Genomic DNA, 19,649 nt, shown 5'->3' with positions numbered 1-19,649 from the left:
TAAGAGCCGTATGCGGGAAAACTGCAAGTACGGTTCTGTGAGGGGCGGACAGAGTAATCTGATTCCGTCTACTCGACGCAAAGGGTTCAAAGGTTTGACACGGCCTTCGGCCGTGAGGGTTGTGGTGGGCGCCTGCGGCGCCAGTATAAAAGCTGCCGCTAAAGCGGGGCACTATGGACGCTGGGCAAGGTGCCACAATTTCATCACGCAAAAAGCCGCACATCACTGTGCGGCTTTTTCATGCTTTGTCTCTTTTATTCCAGCGGCAGGATTTTCTTATTATCCGGTCCCGGGGTGGTGACTACGATTTTTTCCGGGGTAATGATGACAGCTCCCTTGGTGGTGCAGGCGCCGTGGAAGAGTGCTTCTGCCATGGCTTTGAATTTCTCTACCACCGGCCCGTCGGTGACGTAGTCTGCTTTTCCTTTAATCTGGTAGCCTTCCGTGGTTTTCGGGTCGAAGGCGGAAATAGCAATGCGGTGGTTAGCTTCGATGTTTTCCAGGGTCTGTTTCAGGAATACATCGCCGATGGCTAGTTTCCCGTCATCCAGCACGGCCTTGAATCCTACGGGCACCACATTGGGGAATCCCTTGCTGCATACGGTGGCTGCTTCCCAAAGATTGTTTTCCAGAATTTTCTTTACCTGTTCATTCATGATAGAAAAACCTCCTTTGAAACTGTCTTTTGGCTGTCTCTATTATACTCCCTGTGGTAAGGGGATGGGAGCCGGCTGCCTGCCGCTATCAGCTGTCGGCTGTCCGCTTACCGCTAGGCTCCTGCCATTCTTCACTTCGTTCGGAGTGATGCGCCCTGTGGGATGGCAAGTACGTAACGTTGGCTCCTTTCCCAGAAAGGAGCTGGGCGGAGCCCTGAGGATAGGTCCGAACTCCCGCCGACTGGTATTTACGTTCATTGGTCTCAGACGTCCCGCGTACCGAGATTCTTCACTTCGTTCAGAATGACAATGGAGGGCGGGAGGGGTAGTGCGTAATGCACTCTGACCTTTGACTTCTAATATCTAATCCACGCCCCTATCCTCCGTCGCCTACGGCGCCACCCCCTTCCTAAGGAAGGGGGCTTTATCACTTCGCCATGCAGTACTGGAGACACAAAGGTAAATCCCGTAACGCTGCTTTTATACTCATCGCCGAAGGCGATACCACCACCCTCTGAACCCTTTGAACCTTTTGAACCCTCTGAACCTTCACGCCCATCAGGGCGTGTCAAATGGCGATACCACAACCCTCGGGCCATTGGACCGTCAAACTTAAGAACCCTCCGGCCCAAAGGGCCGGTCAATCTTTAGAACCCTTTAACCACCCTTTGAACCTTTTGAACCCTCACGCCGAAGGCGTGTCTCATGGCGGCCCTGCTGTTTTACTTCTCAAATCCCTCTTTCAGCTGTTTCAGGCCCTGTTCCAGCGTTTTCCTCGGGCAGGCCAGGTTGAAGCGGAGGAAGCCTTCGCCTTCTTTGCCGAAGACGAAGCCCATGTCCAGCCACAGGTGGCAGTCATAGAGGACTTTGTGCTCCAGTGCTTCGTTGGAAAGACGATAGGCGGAGGCGTCGATCCAGATGAGGTAGGTGCCTTCCGGTTCGATGAGTTTCATTTTCGGAAGGTTTTCGGACAGGTATTTCCTTGTGAAATCCAGATTTCCTCTGATATATTCCTTTACCGTGTCCAGCCATTCCCGGCCTCCTTCGTAGGCGGCGCGGCAGGCGGCAAGGCCCATGACGTTCAGCTGGTCGTAGCCGAAGGCGTCCAGTTCTTCCTGGAAGGCGCGGCGGATGTCGGGGTTCGGAATGAGGATGTTGGAGTTCTGGAGGCCGGCGATGTTGAAGGTCTTGGAGGGGGCGGTGCAGATGATGGCGCTTTGGGCCGCTTCTTCGCTGACGGTGCCAAAGGCGGTGTGAACGTGGCCGGGGTAGGTGAAGTCTTCGTGGATTTCATCGGCCACGATTTTCACGCCGTGGGCCAGGCAGATGTCCGCATATTTTGTGAGCTCTTCTCTGGTCCATACGCGGCCCACCGGGTTGTGGGGCGTGCAGAGGAGGGCAAGCTTCACATTTCCCTTCACGATTTTTTCTTCCAGGTCTTTGAAATCGATTTCATAATGGCCGTCCTTCAGCACCAGGGGACTGTTCACCAGTCTGCGGCCGTTTTTGATGACCGCATTGAGGAAGGGGTAGTACACCGGCTGGTTGATGAGGATGCCGTCGCCGGGCCGGGTGAGGGCTTTCACGGCAATGTTGATGGCGGGAACTACGCCGGGGGTCTTGATGAGCCATTCCGGCTGGATGGTCCAGTGAAAATAGGTTTCCTGCCAGTTTGCCAAGGCTTTGAAATAGGCCTTCCCCGATTCGGAGTAGCCGAAAATGCCGTGCTGCACCCGCTTTTCCAGGGTGTCAAGGATGGGCTGGGCCACTTTGAAGTCCATGTCCGCCACCCAGAAGGGCAGCACGTCCGCCGGTTTTCCACGTTGAGCGGCAAAATCGTATTTCAGGCAGCCGCTTCCGCGGCGGTCGATGATGGTATCTAAGTCGGAAAGTTTCATGATGGACTCCTTTGTATGTATTTTATCAATGGCGGTGGTGGGGCTGTGTTTTCAAATGCAAGAGGGTTCAGGCGCCTTCGGCGCCCGGGTTCATGGTGCCATCGGGGCTTCGCCCCTGGGCACCACAGGTTCCGCCCACAGAGCGGGCTGGTTCAAAGGGAGTTATAAAGTATCGCTGCGCTGGCGTGGAGTCATAGGCGATGCGTTCTTGTATTCCCGAAGGTTGACAGCCCTTCAGGGCTGAGGGTTGAGGCAGCCGCCGGGCCTGACGGCCCTGGGCTGCCAGGGTTCTGTCCGGAATCGGCTGACGCCTCCCGGACTGTTTGAGGGCTTCGCCCAGGGTAGTTATAAAGAATCGCTGTGTGCGTATTCCGCATGAAATAGGCAAGTCGGGCGAAGTTGGCCTCTAGCCTGCCCAATAAGAGGCCTTCCCTTTTATCGCCCGACCGATTGGCGAGGTACGGCGCCCTGTGGGCGCCAATTTTATATGCCGCCTAACGGCGGCAGGGAAAACCGTACAACCGCCCTGGCGGGCGATGGAAATGCACCCCTATTCCCGCTGCGCGGGACTTCCACCTAAAGGTGAAACGACTCACTACATTTTGTGCGTCGCTTTGCTCCTACAAAATGTGTTCGCTGTGCACCCCGGAGGGGGAAGTTCTAGCGGCGCTATGCTTTGTGATACTTGTGAGATAATTGCTTTTCGGAGCTTTATTATGCCTCCGCTTTTGCGGAGGCGTAGGAACTGGATTTGTTTTGTAGGGAAGCGAAGCGACCTGAAAATCCAGTGACATGCTTCCCCGTGGAGAAAGGTGGCACGCTGGCATCAAAGGAGTACATTTCCAACGGGTGTTTTCCTGCTGCCAACAGGCAGCCTATAAACTCATCGCCGTAGGCGATACCACCACCCTTTGAACCTTCTGAACCCTTTGAACCCTCTGAACCAGGGCCGCCTTGCGGCCCTTATCCCAATGCCTGCTCCAGATCGGCAATCAAATCATTCACGTCTTCGATACCTACGGAGAGGCGGAGGAGACAGGCGGTGATGCCGCGGGACTGCCGTTCTTCTTCGGTGAGGTCGCTGTGGGTCTGGGTGGCGGGGTAGGTGATGAGGCTTTCTACGCCGCCAAGACTTTCGGCGAAGCGGATGAGTTTTACATCCTTCAGCACCTTAAGGGCCGTTTCGTGGCTGTCGGTGTAGAAGGAGAGCATGGCGCCGGCGCCGCGGGACTGTTTGAAGTGGATGTCCCTTCCGGGAAAATCCGCAAGGCCGGGGTAGAAGACTTTGGTGATTTTCGGATGGTTTTCCAGCCACTGTGCCAGGGTTTCCGCATTTTTCTGGGCCGCTTCCATGCGGAGGGCCAGGGTCTTGATGCCGCGGGTCACAAGCCAGCTGTCCCAGGGAGCCAGGCAGCCGCCTACGGTTTTATAGAGGAAACGCACTTTTTCCGCGATTTCCTTGTCCTTCACCACCACAAAGCCTGCCAGGGTGTCGTTGTGGCCGGCCAGGTACTTGGTGCCGCTGTGGAGGACGATGTCAGCGCCGAAGTCGATGGGGTTGCAGAAATAGGGGCTCATGAAGGTATTGTCTGCAATGAGGAGAGCGCCGTGGGCGTGGGCGATGTCTGCCATTTTCCGGATATCGGTGATCTGCATCATGGGGTTGGTGGGAGTTTCGATATATACGGCTTTCACCGTTTCATCGAAGGCTTCTTCCACTTTGTCTTCGTGGGAGGTATTTACGAATTTGAACTGAATGCCGTTCTTTTCGTTGATGAAGCGGAAAAGACGGATGGAGCCGCCGTAGAGGTCATCGGAAGAAATGATGGTATCCCCCGGCTTGAAAAGTTCCATCACCATGGAAATGGCAGCCATGCCGGAGGAATAGCTGGTACAGTCACAGCCGTGTTCAAGAGCGGCCACTACCTTTTCTGCGCATTCCCTGGTGGGGTTTTGAACTCGGGTGTAATCGTAGCCGGTAGACTCTCCCAGTTCCGGATGGCCGAAAGTGGCGCTCTGGAAAACCGGTACGGAAATGCAGCCGGTGGGATCCTGCCAGTCGCTGCCGTGAATGCAGATTGTTTTGATATTCATATGAAAAACCTCCCTATTTTTGGAAATAAAAAATCGTCCCTCGCAATCGAGAGACGATGTATCACCGTGTTACCACTCTTCTTTTCCCCTCCGTCACCGGAAGAGGACTTGACAGGTACGCCGGACAATGCCATAAATACCCTGCTGCTGTAACGGGCAGTCCCGGCGGGCTTCACGATTCGGCCCGGAGGCTCCAAGTCCATCTTCAGGCGCCCCTTCTGCACTGCTTTCACCACACGCAGCTCTCTTTGCCATTTGAGAAGCCCTACTCTTCTTGTCATTGCCTTCTTTGAAATTGCAAATATGATACCACGGGTAAAGAAGGATGTCAAGGAGAGGGCTGGCCAATGTCGGCTGCCGGCTTACCGCTGTCAGCTGCCCGATTCCCGCCGGACACCGTCATTCTGAGTGCCAGCGAAGGATCTCGGTACAGGACGTTAGGGAAGCACTGATTAATTCGCAGAATCGAATTTCATAAGTATTTTTATTCAATCCTTCGTCATAAGTCTCCTTAAATAGCTCGCTATTCGCGTCGACTTATTCCTTGTATTGAATAAAAATACAAGAATGAAATCCGATAACGATTTAATCAGCGCTTCCCTAGTGAGAAAATGCCAGTATCTGCCAGTCGGCGGGAAGACATCAGACATACAGTATTTCCGAAAGCAAGAAGGTTCAGGCGCCTTACGGCGCCCAGGTTCTATCGGTCATGTGCTGGCGCACTGACCGATGGGTTCGGCCCACAGAGCGGGCCGGTTCAGAGGGAGTTATGTATGCTGCCGACAGGTAGCCTATAAACTCATCGCCGCGAAGCGGCGCCCCCTTTTCTCCAATGTGCTATAATAAAAATCAAATCAGACAATTACAGGAGGCTGCCATGTCACAGAGTGCAATGCAGGAAATCACCTGCCCCCAGTGCGGGAAGAAACATTCCTTCCAGGTTTGGGACAGTATCAATACCCAGGAATATCCGGAAATGAAGGAGAAAGTGAGAAACGATGAGGCCTTCCGGTTCCGCTGTCCCGACTGCGGTGCCACGGCTATTTTGAATTACAATTTCCTTTATCACCAGCAGGAGGACCGGGTGCTCATATTCGTAGACGCCGACGGCTCTTCCTACGATGACATGGAAAAGATACTGAAGCAGAAGGGCAATGCCTTCGATGGCTATCGGAAGCGCATCGTCCTTTCCTATAACGATTTCAAGGAAAAGCTCCTTATCCTAGACGCCGGACTGGATGACCGGATTGTGGAAATCATTAAGGCCTCCATCTGGGACAATGTGGAGGAGCGGTACAAGGATAAGCACATTGATGAAATCTACTTCGCCACTAACGAGGACGGCGAGCACGGTTTCCTTTTCCGGAAGGAAGGGCACATGGTGGCATCCATGGAATTTGACATGGCCCTCTACAATGCCATCAAAGAGGCCGCCCTCTCCCGCATCGAAGCCATCTCCGGAGATGACTTCATCATCAACCGGGCCTGGGCAAAGGACATCACCGCCCGTCTGGGATAATAGAGAAATTGAAAAAGAGCAGGTGTTTCCTGCTCTTTTTGTGTGGAGCCATAGGCGGCGCTTCCCTGTATTTCCGAAAGCAAGAAGGTTCAGGCGCCTTACAGCGCCCGGGTTCTATGGTTCGTGCGCTTCGCGTCGAACCATGGGTTCGGCCCACAGAGCGGGCCGGTTCAGAGGGAGTTATAAAGTATTGTGGAGGCCCTGCATAGGACCTCCAAGTCAGCCGAAGTTGGCCCTTGGCCTGCCCATAAAAGGGCCTTCCTTTTAGTCGGCTGACCGTACCGCTGGCGAGGTACGGCGCCTGTTGGCGCCAATTTTATATGCCGATATGCCGCCTTTGGCGGCAGTCGCGAAGCGGCATATAAACTCATCGCCCGCAGGGCGATACCACCACCCTCTGAACCTTATGAACCCTTTGAACCCTTTCCTTCTTCCGGCAGGGTGAAATAGATTTCAAAGCGCACCATTTCATTTTCCTGGCTGAAACTTTTATATCCCTTATAGTAGGAAATGAAATGGCGGATGGAGGTCATGCCGGTGCCGTGGCCCGGTTCATCGGTGGTGGGGAAGCCTTCTTTATCGAAGTGAATCGGGGAGGCACAGTAGTTTTCTATGCAGAGTATGACCTGCCGTCCTTTGGTCTGCAAGTTGATGCGGAGGAATCGTTTGTCCTTGTCCTGTTTCTCCGATACGCGGATGGCGTTTTCCAGAAGGTTGGCCAGGGCAAAGGAGAGTCTTTCCTGCACCTCCGGAACCTCTTCAGGGAAGTTCACCCGGCAGGTGACAGGAATGCCGGCGTCTTTGGCCTTTACGATGTAAACGGAGAGCACCGCGTTTACAAAAGGATTCAGGCAGAAGGGGTGGATGGCGGTTTTTTCCAGATGCTCGTCGTAGGAGCGAAGCAGCTGAAGCGCTTCTTCTTGGTTTCCACTGCTGATAAGGCCGTAAAGCATATTCATCTGGTGACGCATATCGTGGCGGAGGATGGAGAACTGTTTCATGCTGGCCTGAATGAGAAGCATATTGTTCTGGAAGAAACGGATGGCCCTCTGCTGAATTTCATTGGCGCTCTTCATGAGCACTTCATTTTCCAAATCCTCTGCCTGCAGGGACACATAGCGGTATAGGGCTATGAAGGGAAAAAAGGCGATAAGCCGGGACAGCAGCTTGTCCAGGGTCCAGAGGTCCTGCTCCAGACTGATTGGCATCTGGATAAAGGCAATGAGCAAAGGGAGAAAGGCGATGTAATATCCATAGGCCTTGTCATTGATGAGCTGGCGGGAAGGGCACATATGGCGGAACATATGGGCCGAAAGAGGCAGGGACACCATAAAATAAATGAGGTAGAATGAAAGCTCCAGGTACAGATTCTCCGGCGTTTCACCGCTGCCAAAGAAATGGAGTACCGTAAGTATACTGATGGTGTGAAGAAGAGGAATCCAGAGCCCCTGCATACCGAATACGAAAATCTGCTGGGCTATGAGGCGGGGAAGCCAGTAGAAAGAAGCACATAGGGAATCCAGCCTATGACAAGGGCGCTCTTATAAGCCATGATCAGGTAGGCAGGATTGGAAAAAATCCAAAGATAAAAGACCACATTCAGACCGCCAAGAATAAAAAAGGAAAGAAACATCCTGCTCCGGCTGCGTTCAGGCAGGAAATGGCGGAACGACTCAAACCACAGATACCGGCCGGCCAGATGGGCCAGCACCACGCAAAGGGCTAATGGAATAGCGTCTCTCATTGGAATCTCCTTTGGAAATAAGAAATAAAGGCTCTTAAGATTGACCAGCCTGTAGTCGGATTGTTCTTACGTTTGACGCGCCCCTGACGCGAAAATTGTTGTGCAAAGGGCTCAGGCGCCCTGCGGGCGATAGGGAAGCAGGCAAATCGGGCTTGCGGCGCGATGGAAAAAACGGTTGACACCTATGCCCAGCGTCCATAGTGCTCCCTCCGGGTGGCAGAATAAAACTGCAGAGCGGGCCGGTTCAGGGAGAGGTAAGTATGGGACTGTGAAAAAATGGAAACGATTCCATTGGAGTTCCATTTTCTATTATTTCCCTATGACAGTAAGATTCCCGTCCATGTGTCATCTCGAGCGGGGGTGCATGTCGGTATAGGGAAGAAAAACATTGGGCTCTATTGAAACTCTGAGCCCCGAGATCTCCTGCCGCAATGCTCGTGTGTCACTCCGAAGTGAGATTTCTCCACTCCACTTCACTTCACTTCACTTCACTCCACTCCGTTTCGGTCGAAATGACAGTGGGGCGGAGCAGCACTGGTGCCATTGGGGAGTGAGATTATTTCGCTGCCGATAGGCGGTTTTTATGCTCATCGCCGCGAAGCGGCGATACCACTACCCTCTGAACCCTTTGAACCAGCCCGCCTCCGGCGGGCCGAACCCTCTGAACCCGGGCGGTGTCAGCCGCCCATTACTTCGACAGCATATACTGCATATAATGCTGCTTCACTTCTTTTTTCTTTCTCCGGCTGATGGGGACGGAGGAGCTGCCTTTCAGGAGGAAGGAGTCCTCCTCCATGGACTCTATGTAATCCATGTTGACGATGAGGCGATGGTAGCACTCAAAGAATCGGGTGTCGTTTAAAAGGTTATTGGCCAGCTCCTGGAAGGTATTGGTGGTGTTGATGTCTTTTTCCACCATATGAATAGAAGCGTTCCTGCCTTCACTGCAATCCATGTAAAGGATGCGGCTGAAGGGGACGCAGAGGGTCTCGCAGCCTGGAATCCGGGCGGGAAGTACCGCCGGTTTCAAAGAACCCTTAGGCAGGGCATGGTCCAGGGCCTGGAAAAGTTCCTTCTTGTGGCTGGCCACGGGCTTTAAGATATAGCCCGACGCAAAGACCTTGTATCCCTCCAGGGCGTGCTCCCGGCTGGTGGTGAGGAATATGATTTTGACCCCCTCATCCAGCCGCCGGACCTCTTTGGCCACGTCCATGCCCTCCATGGCGGGCATGTAAATATCCAGAAGAATCAGGTCAAAATCGCCGGGACGGAAATTCGCCAGAAAGGAAGGACCGTCCATGTAGGAGGAAACGGTGATTTCCATATTGGCCGCATCGCAGCGGCTTTTGAAATACGTCTGTACATACTGCTTTCCAATGTCTATATCCGTAGGATTGTCGTCAACCAGAGCAATTCGTATCATACTATCCCTTCCTTCCTTAGGATGATTGCTTTATTCTTATTATACTAAAAATGAAGAGAAATGGGGGAGTTCGGCTGTTGGCTGTCGGCTGTCCGCTATCCGCTTCCCGCTGGGCGCGTCATTCTGACCCCAGGCGAAGAATCTCGGTAAGCGGGGTGTTTGAGATAAATGGCAGTAAATACCAGTTGGCGGGAAGACATCAGACATACAGTATTCCCGAATGCAAAAAGGGGGCGCCGCTTCGCGGCAGGTTGTATAAAAGGGTTGTGTTCGCTTCACTCAAAGGGGCGATGGGGGGAAAAACTGTATTCCCGAAAGCAGGAGGGTTCAGGCGCCTTACGGCGCCCGGGTTCTATGGTTCGTGCGCTTCGCCCCGAACCATGGGTTCCGCCCACAGGGCGGGCTGGTTCAGAGGGAGTTATATGTGCCGCCTGTTGGCGGCAGCCGCGGAGCGGCTATAAAACTCATCGCCCGCAGGGCGATACCACCACCCTTTGAACCCGCTGAACCCTTTGAACCTTCTGAACCCTCACGCCCAAAGGGCGTGTCCAATGGCAATCCACAACCCTCGGGCCCAGAGGGCCCGTCAAATTTAAGGACCTTTTTACAACCCTTTCCCGCCGACTGGTATTTATCAACATATGCCTCATTATCGTCATGTACCGAGATTCTTCACTTCGTTCAGAATGACGCGTCCGGCGGGAAGTACGCTCCAGATTCATTCTCCATTCTCCATTCTCCATTCGCCAATCCCCAGTCCCTAGCTTTCTAGTTCACTAGCTCACCAGTTCACCAGTTCACTAGCTTCCTAGTTCACTAGCTCACTATATATGATTGACATTCATTACCATCATCCCCTATAATAGCTACAGTACTAAAAAAACTAAACCAGTACTAGGAGGCGCAGATGAAGGAGAGACTGGTACAGGCGACGCTGGAGGAGATGCGGACGCGGTCTTTGAAGTTTACCATGGATGACCTGGCCCGGAAGCTCCACGCCAGTAAAAGTTCCATTTATAAGGTTGTGGATTCCAAGGAAGATTTGATACGGCTGGTAATGTACTGGGCCATGGAGAAGTTTGACCGGAAATCGGCGGAGCTGCTTCACGGGGAGGGGCCTGTGAACAGCCGGCTCATGTCGTACTGTGGTCTCTTTTTCCATACGTTCTGGTATCTTCCGGATACGGTGAATGAGGATCTGGAGGCACGGTATGAGGACATATGGAAGGAATGGGACCGGTACCGGGAGGCCCGGTTTGATGATATGATGGCCCTTCTGAAGGAGGGCGTGGATAAGGGGGAGTACCGGAAGGTGAATCTTCCGGTGGTGCGGCAGTGTGTGTTTTATGCGGCCCGGGGTCTCACGGATCCCGATTTCCTTCGGAAAATGAATATGACCGGCAGGGATGTGCTCGAACTTTTGGAGGACATCATGCTGAAGGGTTTGGAAAAAAGAAACTGAGACAGGCATTGGTCTGTTTCCTTCATTCAGAGAGATTGCATGGCGGAAAGGCGCCCGACAGGGACTTTCTGCAGTTCAGGGGGAATGAAAATGAAAAATTGGAAGAAATGGGTGTGCCTGGCAGCAGCGGGTATGACCTTTTTCGTGGCAGGCTGCGGAAAGCAGAAGGCTCCTGCCACACAGGCGCCGCTGGTGAAGACGGTGGTGGCCGGGGAGGCTGCCAAAGGGGAAAAGACTACCTTTTCCGGTACGGTGCATGGTTATTTTGAATCGCCGCTGGCCTTCCAGACCGGCGGACGCATTATGGCCCGTTATGTGGACCAGGGCCAGCGGGTGAGCGCCGGGGAGGCACTGATGAAGGTGGATTCCAAGGATGCGGAGGAGCAGGTGGCTTCCGCCCAGAGTGCGGTCATCGCATCCCGCGCCAAGGCGGAGCTGGCCTATTCAACCCAGGCCCGCTATGAGAAGCTTCATGCAGCCAATGCCATTTCCGATTTGAACATGGACCAGGTGAACAACCAGGCCCAGCTGGCGCAGGCGGAGCTGGATTCTTCGGAAGCCGCCCTGTCCCGGGCACAGAACAACCTGGGATTTACCCTTTTGACGGCGGACCGGGACGGTGTCATCGGTTCCACCCTCTATGAGGTGGGGCAGGTGGTAGCTGCCGGTACGCCGGTGGTGACCATTATTGATGATTCCCGTCTGGACGTCCATATTTCCTTAACGGAGAAGCAGTACCGCTCCTACGCCGTGGGAACTCCTGCCACCGTGACTTTCTGGGCCCTCCCCGGCGTGACGGTGGAGGGAAAGGTGCGGGATATCGCCGCCGCCCCCAATTCCCAGACCGGCACCTACGATGCCAAGGTTACTCTCATTGACCCGCCGGATTCGGTGGTTGTGGGGATGACGGCGGAAGTGAAGTTTGGCGGAAATACGGAGGGCCAGGGTTTCATGGTGCCCCTTTCCGCCATGGCCACCCAGAATGAAAAGCCCTCTGTGTGGGTGGTGAAGGACAACAAAGTGCATATGGTACCGGTGACGGTAGGCCGCTACGGCGATGATACTGTAGAAATCACCGGAGGTATTTCCAAAGGAGACCGCATCGTGTCCGCCGGCGCTTCCAAGCTCTCGGAAGGTGAAGAGGTGAGAACATGAAGAATATCAATCTGGCGGAATGGGCTATCCGCCACAGGCAGATTGTCTATTTCTTCATCATCTCCATCATCATCGGTGGCATTTTTTCCTATTTCCGGCTGGGACGGAGCGAGGACCCGAACTTCACCATCCGTGAAATGGTGATTGCTGCCGCCTGGCCCGGCGCCACGGCGGAGCAGATTACGGAGCAGGTCACCTACCCCCTGGAGAGGAAGCTCCAGGACACCAAGGGACTGGACTACATCAAGTCCTTCACCCACGACGGGAAGACTGTCATCTATGTGGACCTGAAGGATGAGGTGCCCAAGTCCATGGTGCAGCAGCGCTGGCACGATGTGAGAAATGCCATCACCGATGTGTGGGGCGACATGCCTGCCGGCGTGGTGGGCCCTGTCATCAACGACCGCTTCGATGATGTGTACGGCTCCATTTATGCTTTGACCGGCGATGATTACAGCTATGAGGAAAAGCGTAAGTATGCCGAGGATATCCGCCGTCGTCTGGTACTGGTGCCGGATGTGCAGCAGGTGAAGCTTTTGGGCGTGCAGGAGCAGATGATTTATGTGGAAATGGACCAGAACAAGCTGGCCTCCTTCGGCTTAAGTCCTTCCGATATTTACAAGCTGCTGCAGCAGCAGTCCGCCATGATGCCTGCAGGCACCATTCACACGGACTCCAGAAATGTGGCTATCCGGGTGGAAGGCCTTCTGGGCACCACGAAGGCCCTGGAAAATATCCCTCTTCATGTGGGAGAGCGCAGTTTCCATCTGGGCGATGTGGCTAAAGTGACCCAGACCTATACGGATCCCGAAACCTCCCTCATGTACTTCAACGGCAAGCCGGCCATCGGCATCGCCATTGCCATGGCTGACGGCGGAAACAACCTCACCTTGGGCAAAAACCTGGAGGCCGCTGTGGACCGGATGAGGGAAGAACTTCCGGCGGGCATGGAGGTCAGTCTGGTGGCTGACCAGCCGAAGGTAGTGAATAACTCCATCGCCGAATTTACGGAAGCCCTCATGGAAGCCCTCATCATCGTCATGGCGGTGAGCTTCCTGTCCCTGGGCCTTCGGAGCGGCATGGTGCTGGCCATGTGTGTGCCGGTGGTGGTGTGTGCCTCCTTCCTTTTCATGAAATGGAGGGGCATCGACCTTCATATCGTATCCCTGGGCTCCCTCATCGTGTCCCTGGGGCTTCTGGTGGATGATGCCATCATCGTCATTGAAATGATGCAGGTGAAGCTGGAGCATGGCTTCAGCCGTATGGAATCGGCGGAAGGTGCCTACAAGGCCTGCGCTGCCCCCATGCTGGCGGGTACCCTGATTACTGCTGCCGGCTTCATCCCGGTAGGGCTGGCGGAGGGCCAGGTGACGGAATATACCAATTCCCTTTTCTGGGTTATCGGTTCTACCCTCCTTCTTTCTTGGATAGCTTCCATCTTCGTGAGCCCGGTTCTGGGCTACCAGTTCATCAAGCTGGGGAAGCCAAATCCCATTAAGGTAAAGATTCAGGACAAAGCCTATGGAGCCTTCCGCAAGGCGGTGAAACTTTTCATCCATTACAGGAAGACCGCCATTATCGGCGTGGCAGGACTCTTTGTGTTCTCCCTCCTGACTCTGCCCCTGGTGAACCAGGAGTTCTTTCCCTCTTCTGTCCGCCCTGAAATCATACTGGACGTGAACCTTCCCTCCGGCGCTTCCATCAAGGATACGAAGAAGGTCATGAGTGCTGTGGCGGACAGCCTTTACGGCGACGACCGGGTGTCCTCCTTCTCCACTTACATTGGCGACACGGCGCCCCGTTTCATCCTTCTCTTCGACCCCAAGGCAGCGGAAGATGACCATGGCCAGATGATTATTGTGGCCAAAGACACCACCGCCCGGGACAGCCTGCGGAAGGAAGTACAGGATTTTGTGGCAGAAAAATATCCGGAAGTCCAGGTCCACACCCGACTCATCCAGACCGGACCTCCGGCAGAATATCCGGTCATGCTCCGTCTTCGCGGCCCCGATGCCGGTAAGACGGCGGCTCTTGCAGAAGAAGCGTTGGCTCTGGTGAAACAGCATCCCAACGTCACCAATGCATCCCTGGACTGGCCGCAGCAGACCCCGACGGTTCATTTGAAAATCAACCAGGACAAGGTGCGGGAACTGGGCATCGACAACTACGCCGTTTCCCAGGACCTGTACGTGAAACTTTCGGGTTACAAGGTGGCTGAATCCTACCAGGGCGACCAGCTGGTGCCCATTTCCTTCCGTCTGGAAGGGGATAACGCCGCCCGTCTGGCAAGCCTTTCCTCCCTCCCTGTGTACGCAGGAAACGGACGCTACGTGCCGCTTGGTGAATTCGCCGATATTTCCTATCAGAACGAAACAAGCACCATCTGGCGCAGGAATATCGAACCCTGCATAACCATCCGGAGCGACATCACCGGAAACGTGACCTCCGACTCCGTGGCCAACGCCCTCTACGATAAGACGCTGAAGGAATTCAGGAATAACCTGCCCGACGGCTATACATTGGAAAAGGACGGCACCCTGGAGCGAAGCGACAAGTCCATGGGCCAGATTATGGCTACCGTGCCCATCATGATTTTCATCATCCTCATGATCCTCATGTTTGAGCTCAAAGACCTTCGCCTCATGGTCATTGCCGCCATCTCCGCCCCCCTGGGCATGATTGGCTGCATCCTCACCCTGGTGGTCACCCAGAAGGCCATGGGCTTCGTAGCCATCATCGGCATGCTGGCCATCGGCGGCATGGTGGTGCGAAACAGCATTATTCTCCTGGACCAGATTCGCCAGCACCTGGAAGATGGCATGACCCCCTACCATGCGGTGGTGGAATCGGCGGTTCTCCGCTTCCGTCCCATCATGCTCACCTCCTTCGCCGAAGTGCTGGGCATGATTCCCCTGATCCCCAACCCCTTCTGGAGCCCCATGTCCGTGGCCTTCATCGGAGGCCTCTCCGTGGCCACCCCTCTGGGCCTCCTCTTCGTACCGGCCCTCTACTCCTTCTGGTTCAATGTCAAAGAACCGGAGGAAATCGTGGAACAGTTTGGAGAACGGGGAGAAGAAAAGCGGGAAAAGAAAGAAGCCAAAAAAGAAGCGAAGAAAAGAGAAAAGAAATAAATAAAAATCCATCCTGAAAAGGGGTGGATTTTTTTATGGGGCTGCAGGGAGCCCCGCCCCCCTTGCGCCCTCTTGAGGGGGAGAGGGCCACGAAGTGGCGCGGGGGTGCGGGAGGGTAAGAATCGAAAAGATACTCAAAGCAGAGCAGGCCGCCAAGGCAGCCTAAACTCATCGCCCCCAGGGCGACATCACCACCCTCTGAACCCTCTGAACCCTCTGAACCTCCCCACCGACTTGTATTTATCGACCAATGTCTCACTATCGCCATGTACCGAGATTCTTCGCCTACGGCTCAGAATGACGCGTTCGGCGGGAGGGTAAGCATAGAGCAGACTTCCCCCTCCGGGGTGCACAGCGAACACATTTTGTAGGAGCACAGCGACGCACAAAATGTAGTGAGTCGTTTCACCTTTAGGTGGAAGTGGTGCGCAGCACCAAAAGGGGTGCATTTCCGATGTGGAGACCCTGCAGAGGGTCTCCAAGTCGGGCGAAGTTGGTCCTTAGCCTGCACATAAAAGGACTATCCTATGAATCGCCCGACCGAGCCTAAGCCCGGTTTTATGGTTTTAGCTGCCGACAGGCAGCCTATAAACTCATCGCCGTAGGCGATACCACAACCCTCAGCGGCGAAGCCGCTGTCAAACTTCAGAACCCTCCGGCCGAAGGCCGGTCAATCTTAAGAACCTTTCTCCCACTTTTGAACCCTCTGAACCCTTTGAACCCTCTGAACCCTTTGAACCTTCTGAACCCTCTGAACCCGGGGCCGCCCCTGGCGGCCCCTATAATATGTATATAAAATTTCATTTGCAAAACAATTTCCACTATGCTACAATAGTCCTGCTGGGATGGCCCGGCTTTTTTAAATGCAAAGTTTGCAAATTTCTGTTGACTTGTGCATTATGCTTATGATATACTGGTTAAGCATGTTAATTGGCCGCGGGCCGAGAAAGATTGAGTGAGGTGTAAAGAATGCGTGAAGGAATTACTCTTGCATGCACAGAATGCAAGCGCCGCAATTATCGTACAAACAAGAATAAAAAGAATACGACCGAACGTATCGAAATGATGAAGTATTGCAAATGGTGCCACAAACACACTCTGCATAAAGAAACCAAATAATTTTGAGTGATTGAAACTGGGGTGTGAGCATGGCCAAGGCGAAGCGTAAGACACAGGCAGCGAAAGCACAGGAAGCTAATGCTTCATGGACCAGGTTTTTCAAGGAAACCAAGATGGAAATGAAAAAGGTCATCTGGCCTGAAAAGCGCCAGATGGTCCAGTATACCATTGCCGTCATTGTGTCCGTGATTTTGGTTTCATTCCTGATCGTTGCAGTAGACTTCGTATTCAGTGGCCTCTCCAAATTATTAGTACACGCTGTGGGCTGAAAGGAGAGAGACTATGTCGGATATGGAAGTTGAAAACAAGAATGTAAAAGCAGAAAATCAGGCTGAAGTCAGTGCTCCGACCGAAATTGGCGAACCCACCGAGGGCGCCAAGAAAGATATCCGCTGGTATGTTATTCATACCTATTCCGGATATGAAAATAAGGTCAAAGATACGCTGACAAGGAAAGTTCATTCCATGGGGATGGACGATACCATCCGTGAAATTCTGCTCCCACTGGAAGAAGAGGAAGAAGAAAAGGACGGGAAGGTAAAACTTGTCTCCCGTAAAGTATTCCCCGGCTATCTTCTCATCAGGATGGAAGTGAATGACAGGAGCTGGTACGTGGTTAGAAATACACCGGGCGTCACCGGATTCGTAGGAACCACCACCAAGCCCATTCCGCTTTCCGATGAAGAAGCTGAAAAAATCATTCATGGCGGCACCAAAGCAGCAAAGAATGAAACCGATGTAAAACCGGGTGACCGGATTCGCATAACAAAGGGCGTGTTCGAAGATCGGACCGCCGTGGTCCTTGAAGTTTCCGATGACAGAACCAAAATCAAGGCTGACATCAGCAACTTCGGTACCACTACTACGATAGAGCTGGAAGTCGGTTCTTTTGAACCTCTTCCTTAAATATACTCTTGTGAGACTGTCTTGAACTAGGCTCGTCTCACTGTGGGAGGGCCCGTTACAGCCCGAAATTACCACATTCCCAATACGGATAGGAGGTGTAACATTATGGCAAAGAAGATTTCTAAAATCGTAAAACTGCAGGTTCCGGCAGGCAAAGCTACCCCGGCACCGCCAGTAGGCCCGGCCCTCGGCCAGGCAGGCGTTAACATCATGGCCTTCGTTAAAGACTTCAACGATCGCACTGCAAAGCAGGCAGGCCTGATTATCCCTGTAGAAATTACCGTTTTTGAAGATAGGAGCTTTACATTCATTTGTAAGACTCCGCCGGCAGCTGTTCTTCTGAAGAAGGCTGCAGGCATCGAAAAGGCTTCCGGTGAACCCAACAAGAAAAAAGCTGGCAAAGTCACCAAAGCCCAGGTCAAGGAAATCGCTGAAACAAAGATGCCTGACCTGAACGCTAACGACGTAGAAGCAGCAATGCGTCTCGTTGAAGGCACAGCCCGTTCTATGGGCATCGAAGTTGTAGACTAAGACTGACCCGTTCGTGGCAGGGTAAATCCCCAATGACCACATAGGAGGAAACAATGGCAAAACTGACAAAGAAACAGAAGGCAGCTGCAGCCATCGTTGACAGTCATAAGCTCTATGACCTCGACGAAGCTGTAAAGCTGGTCAAAGAAGCAGCATCCGCAAAATTCGATGAAACCATCGAAGCTGCTTTCAATCTCAATATCAACCCGAAATACGCTGATCAGCAGCTCCGCGGCGCTACCGTTCTCCCCGCAGGCACCGGCAAAACCAAGAAAGTCCTGGTTTTCGCAAAGGACCACAAGGAAGACGAAGCAAAGGCAGCAGGCGCTGACTACGTAGGCGGAAAAGAACTGGCCGATAAGATTATGCAGGGCTGGATGGACTTTGACGTCGTAGTGGCTACCCCGGACATGATGGCTGTAGTTGGCCGTCTGGGCCGTATCCTCGGACCGAAAGGCCTCATGCCAAACCCGAAGGTTGGCACCGTAACCATGGATGTTACCAAGGCTGTCAACGAAATCAAAGGCGGCAAGGTTCAGTACCGTACCGACAAAGCAGGCAATGTACAGGTTATCATCGGCAAAGCATCCTTTGACGAAGACAAACTGAAACAGAACCTTCTGGCTATCTACAACACCATTGCAAAAGCACGTCCTGCTTCTGTAAAAGGTGTGTATATGAAGAGCCTCACCATCAGCTCTACCATGGGACCTGGTATCCACCTGGATATCTCCGCGGTAGCAGCACCGAAAGCTTAATAAGCCTATTTACACTTAGCTTAAGACCGGCGGTAAATCTTTTTAAAGGGCCAAAGCCCGCCTCCCGAGGCTGAGTACTGGAACGCCAGTACACGACCTCGCAGGCTCTGCGGGGTCGTTTTAGCTAACGTGATAAATATAAAATCAATAGCAGAGGAGGTGTACTCATGAGCGAAGAAAAGTACGAAGTTAAGATCCGTCCCGAAAAGGAAGCTGTCGTTGCAGAAATGAAAGACAGACTCTCCTCCCAGGGCGTTGTTCTCCTGACATTCAACAAACTGACAGTAAAGGACGCAACACTGCTGCGTCGTAAATTCCTGGCACACGGCGTTGAATACAAAGTTATTAAAAACACACTGACTCGTATTGCAGCTGACGAACTTGGCCTGGAAGGCCTTGACGATCTGCTCCAGGGCCCGAACGGCATTGCAACCTGCAAAGACGATCCCGTAGCACCGGCAGCAGCTCTGAAAGAATTCCTGAAAGAAACCAAGAGCGAAGCAATCACCGTCAAAGCAGGCGTACTCGATGGCAAAGTCATCGACAAGGACGCTGTCAAAGCACTGGCAGATCTGCCAAGCAGAGAACAGCTCCTCGGTATGGTCGCAGCCACCCTGCTGGCTCCCATTTCCGGGCTGGCACGTGCCCTCAACGGCAACATCCAGAACCTCGCATATGCTCTCGAAGCTGTGCGTAAACAGAAAGAATCTGCGTAAGATTTACGCGTAAAATCATTCCATGGAGGAAACAAAAATGACAAACGAAGAAATCCTTGAAGCCATTAGCAATATGTCCGTTCTCGAACTCTCTGAACTGGTAAAAGCAATTGAAGACAAATTCGGCGTATCCGCTGCAGCTCCTGTAGCAGTAGCAGCAGCTCCGGCAGCTGGCGCAGCTGCAGCAGCTGAAGAAAAGACCGAATTCGACGTAATCCTGAAGGAAATCGGCGAAAAGAAGATTCAGGTTATCAAAGCCGTTCGTGAAATCACCGGCCTGGGCCTGAAAGACGCTAAAGCTCTCGTTGATGGCGCTCCGAAAGAAGTTAAAACCGGCGTAGCTAAAGCTGAAGCTGAAGAAATGAAGAAGAAACTGGAAGACGCTGGCGCAACTGTAGAACTGAAATAATTGCGGCTCTTTCAAAAAGCACGATAAAATGGAACCCTTTCGGGGGTTCCATTTTTATTGTCTATAGAAAACCCCCGGTTAGACCGGGGGTTCCAAAAAGCTTTAGCGATGAGTCTTTAATGGTTTAT

General features: G+C 53.2%; 17 protein-coding genes. 11 read left to right on the top strand and 6 right to left on the bottom strand.

The genetic code is table 11. From position 1 onward, the window contains the following. Nucleotides 1-254 precede the first annotated feature (254 nt). The 3 genes from QZQ29_RS05060 to QZQ29_RS05050 all read right to left on the bottom strand — a co-directional run bounded on the left by QZQ29_RS05060 (nucleotide 255) and on the right by QZQ29_RS05050 (nucleotide 4,648). The gene (locus QZQ29_RS05060; protein ID WP_296960558.1) at nucleotides 255-656 is read right to left on the bottom strand and encodes a pyridoxamine 5'-phosphate oxidase family protein; all 402 of its coding nucleotides are present in this window, start codon (nucleotides 654-656) and stop codon (nucleotides 255-257) included. Nucleotides 657-1,378: 722 nt separating this feature from the next. Beyond that, nucleotides 1,379-2,554, bottom strand: a complete 1,176-nt coding sequence (locus tag QZQ29_RS05055; RefSeq protein ID WP_296960556.1) for a MalY/PatB family protein — start codon at nucleotides 2,552-2,554, stop codon at nucleotides 1,379-1,381. A 963-nt stretch (nucleotides 2,555-3,517) separates the two neighbouring features. Continuing rightward, a complete protein-coding gene (locus QZQ29_RS05050) occupies nucleotides 3,518-4,648 on the bottom strand; it encodes a PLP-dependent aspartate aminotransferase family protein (protein ID WP_296960554.1) in 1,131 nt (376 codons plus the stop codon). 877 nt (nucleotides 4,649-5,525) lie between these two features. On the opposite strand from QZQ29_RS05050, the gene QZQ29_RS05045 reads away from it, so the two are divergent. Then, nucleotides 5,526-6,167, top strand: a complete 642-nt coding sequence (locus QZQ29_RS05045; protein ID WP_296960550.1) for a CpXC domain-containing protein — start codon at nucleotides 5,526-5,528, stop codon at nucleotides 6,165-6,167. Between the two features lie 404 nt (nucleotides 6,168-6,571). Here QZQ29_RS05045 and QZQ29_RS05040 read toward each other — a convergent pair whose 3' ends face one another. The 3 genes from QZQ29_RS05040 to QZQ29_RS05030 all read right to left on the bottom strand — a co-directional run bounded on the left by QZQ29_RS05040 (nucleotide 6,572) and on the right by QZQ29_RS05030 (nucleotide 9,334). Beyond that, nucleotides 6,572-7,621 (bottom strand): GHKL domain-containing protein, encoded by a 1,050-nt coding sequence (locus tag QZQ29_RS05040; protein ID WP_296960547.1) that lies wholly within the window; start codon nucleotides 7,619-7,621, stop codon nucleotides 6,572-6,574. A 23-nt stretch (nucleotides 7,622-7,644) separates the two neighbouring features. Next, nucleotides 7,645-7,911, bottom strand: a complete 267-nt coding sequence (locus tag QZQ29_RS05035) for a hypothetical protein (RefSeq protein ID WP_296960545.1) — start codon at nucleotides 7,909-7,911, stop codon at nucleotides 7,645-7,647. 688 nt (nucleotides 7,912-8,599) lie between these two features. After that, on the bottom strand, nucleotides 8,600-9,334 hold the full coding sequence (locus tag QZQ29_RS05030; RefSeq protein WP_296960542.1) for a LytTR family DNA-binding domain-containing protein: 735 nt from the start codon (nucleotides 9,332-9,334) through the stop codon (nucleotides 8,600-8,602). 907 nt (nucleotides 9,335-10,241) lie between these two features. On the opposite strand from QZQ29_RS05030, the gene QZQ29_RS05025 reads away from it, so the two are divergent. From QZQ29_RS05025 to rplL, 10 genes are all read left to right on the top strand, one after another. After that, on the top strand, nucleotides 10,242-10,796 hold the full coding sequence (locus QZQ29_RS05025) for a TetR/AcrR family transcriptional regulator (protein ID WP_296960539.1): 555 nt from the start codon (nucleotides 10,242-10,244) through the stop codon (nucleotides 10,794-10,796). 90 nt (nucleotides 10,797-10,886) lie between these two features. Continuing rightward, nucleotides 10,887-11,951 carry an efflux RND transporter periplasmic adaptor subunit gene (locus QZQ29_RS05020; protein WP_296960536.1) on the top strand — a complete coding sequence of 355 codons (1,065 nt, stop codon included), beginning with the start codon at nucleotides 10,887-10,889 and terminating at the stop codon, nucleotides 11,949-11,951. Then, on the top strand, nucleotides 11,948-15,082 hold the full coding sequence (locus tag QZQ29_RS05015; protein ID WP_296960533.1) for an efflux RND transporter permease subunit: 3,135 nt from the start codon (nucleotides 11,948-11,950) through the stop codon (nucleotides 15,080-15,082). Before QZQ29_RS05020 ends, QZQ29_RS05015 begins: the two co-directional genes overlap by 4 nt. Nucleotides 15,083-16,051: 969 nt before the next feature. Continuing rightward, the gene (gene rpmG / locus QZQ29_RS05010; RefSeq protein ID WP_008860352.1) at nucleotides 16,052-16,201 is read left to right on the top strand and encodes a 50S ribosomal protein L33; all 150 of its coding nucleotides are present in this window, start codon (nucleotides 16,052-16,054) and stop codon (nucleotides 16,199-16,201) included. Nucleotides 16,202-16,230: 29 nt separating this feature from the next. Continuing rightward, on the top strand, nucleotides 16,231-16,470 hold the full coding sequence (secE, locus tag QZQ29_RS05005) for a preprotein translocase subunit SecE (RefSeq protein ID WP_008860353.1): 240 nt from the start codon (nucleotides 16,231-16,233) through the stop codon (nucleotides 16,468-16,470). Between the two features lie 13 nt (nucleotides 16,471-16,483). After that, entirely contained in the window at nucleotides 16,484-17,107 is a 624-nt protein-coding gene (gene nusG / locus QZQ29_RS05000; RefSeq protein WP_296960528.1) for a transcription termination/antitermination protein NusG, read from the top strand. 105 nt (nucleotides 17,108-17,212) lie between these two features. Beyond that, the gene (gene rplK, locus QZQ29_RS04995; protein WP_296098579.1) at nucleotides 17,213-17,638 is read left to right on the top strand and encodes a 50S ribosomal protein L11; all 426 of its coding nucleotides are present in this window, start codon (nucleotides 17,213-17,215) and stop codon (nucleotides 17,636-17,638) included. 53 nt (nucleotides 17,639-17,691) lie between these two features. Beyond that, on the top strand, nucleotides 17,692-18,396 hold the full coding sequence (gene rplA, locus QZQ29_RS04990; protein ID WP_296960526.1) for a 50S ribosomal protein L1: 705 nt from the start codon (nucleotides 17,692-17,694) through the stop codon (nucleotides 18,394-18,396). Nucleotides 18,397-18,563: 167 nt separating this feature from the next. After that, nucleotides 18,564-19,112, top strand: a complete 549-nt coding sequence (rplJ, locus tag QZQ29_RS04985; protein WP_296960523.1) for a 50S ribosomal protein L10 — start codon at nucleotides 18,564-18,566, stop codon at nucleotides 19,110-19,112. Between the two features lie 37 nt (nucleotides 19,113-19,149). Then, on the top strand, nucleotides 19,150-19,521 hold the full coding sequence (gene rplL / locus QZQ29_RS04980; RefSeq protein WP_296960520.1) for a 50S ribosomal protein L7/L12: 372 nt from the start codon (nucleotides 19,150-19,152) through the stop codon (nucleotides 19,519-19,521). Nucleotides 19,522-19,649 lie beyond the last annotated feature (128 nt).

The organism is uncultured Dialister sp., assembly GCF_900538805.1.
In the GTDB taxonomy this organism is placed as follows: Bacteria; Bacillota; Negativicutes; order Veillonellales; family Dialisteraceae; genus Dialister.
This window is presented reverse-complemented; position numbering and strand designations above follow the sequence as displayed.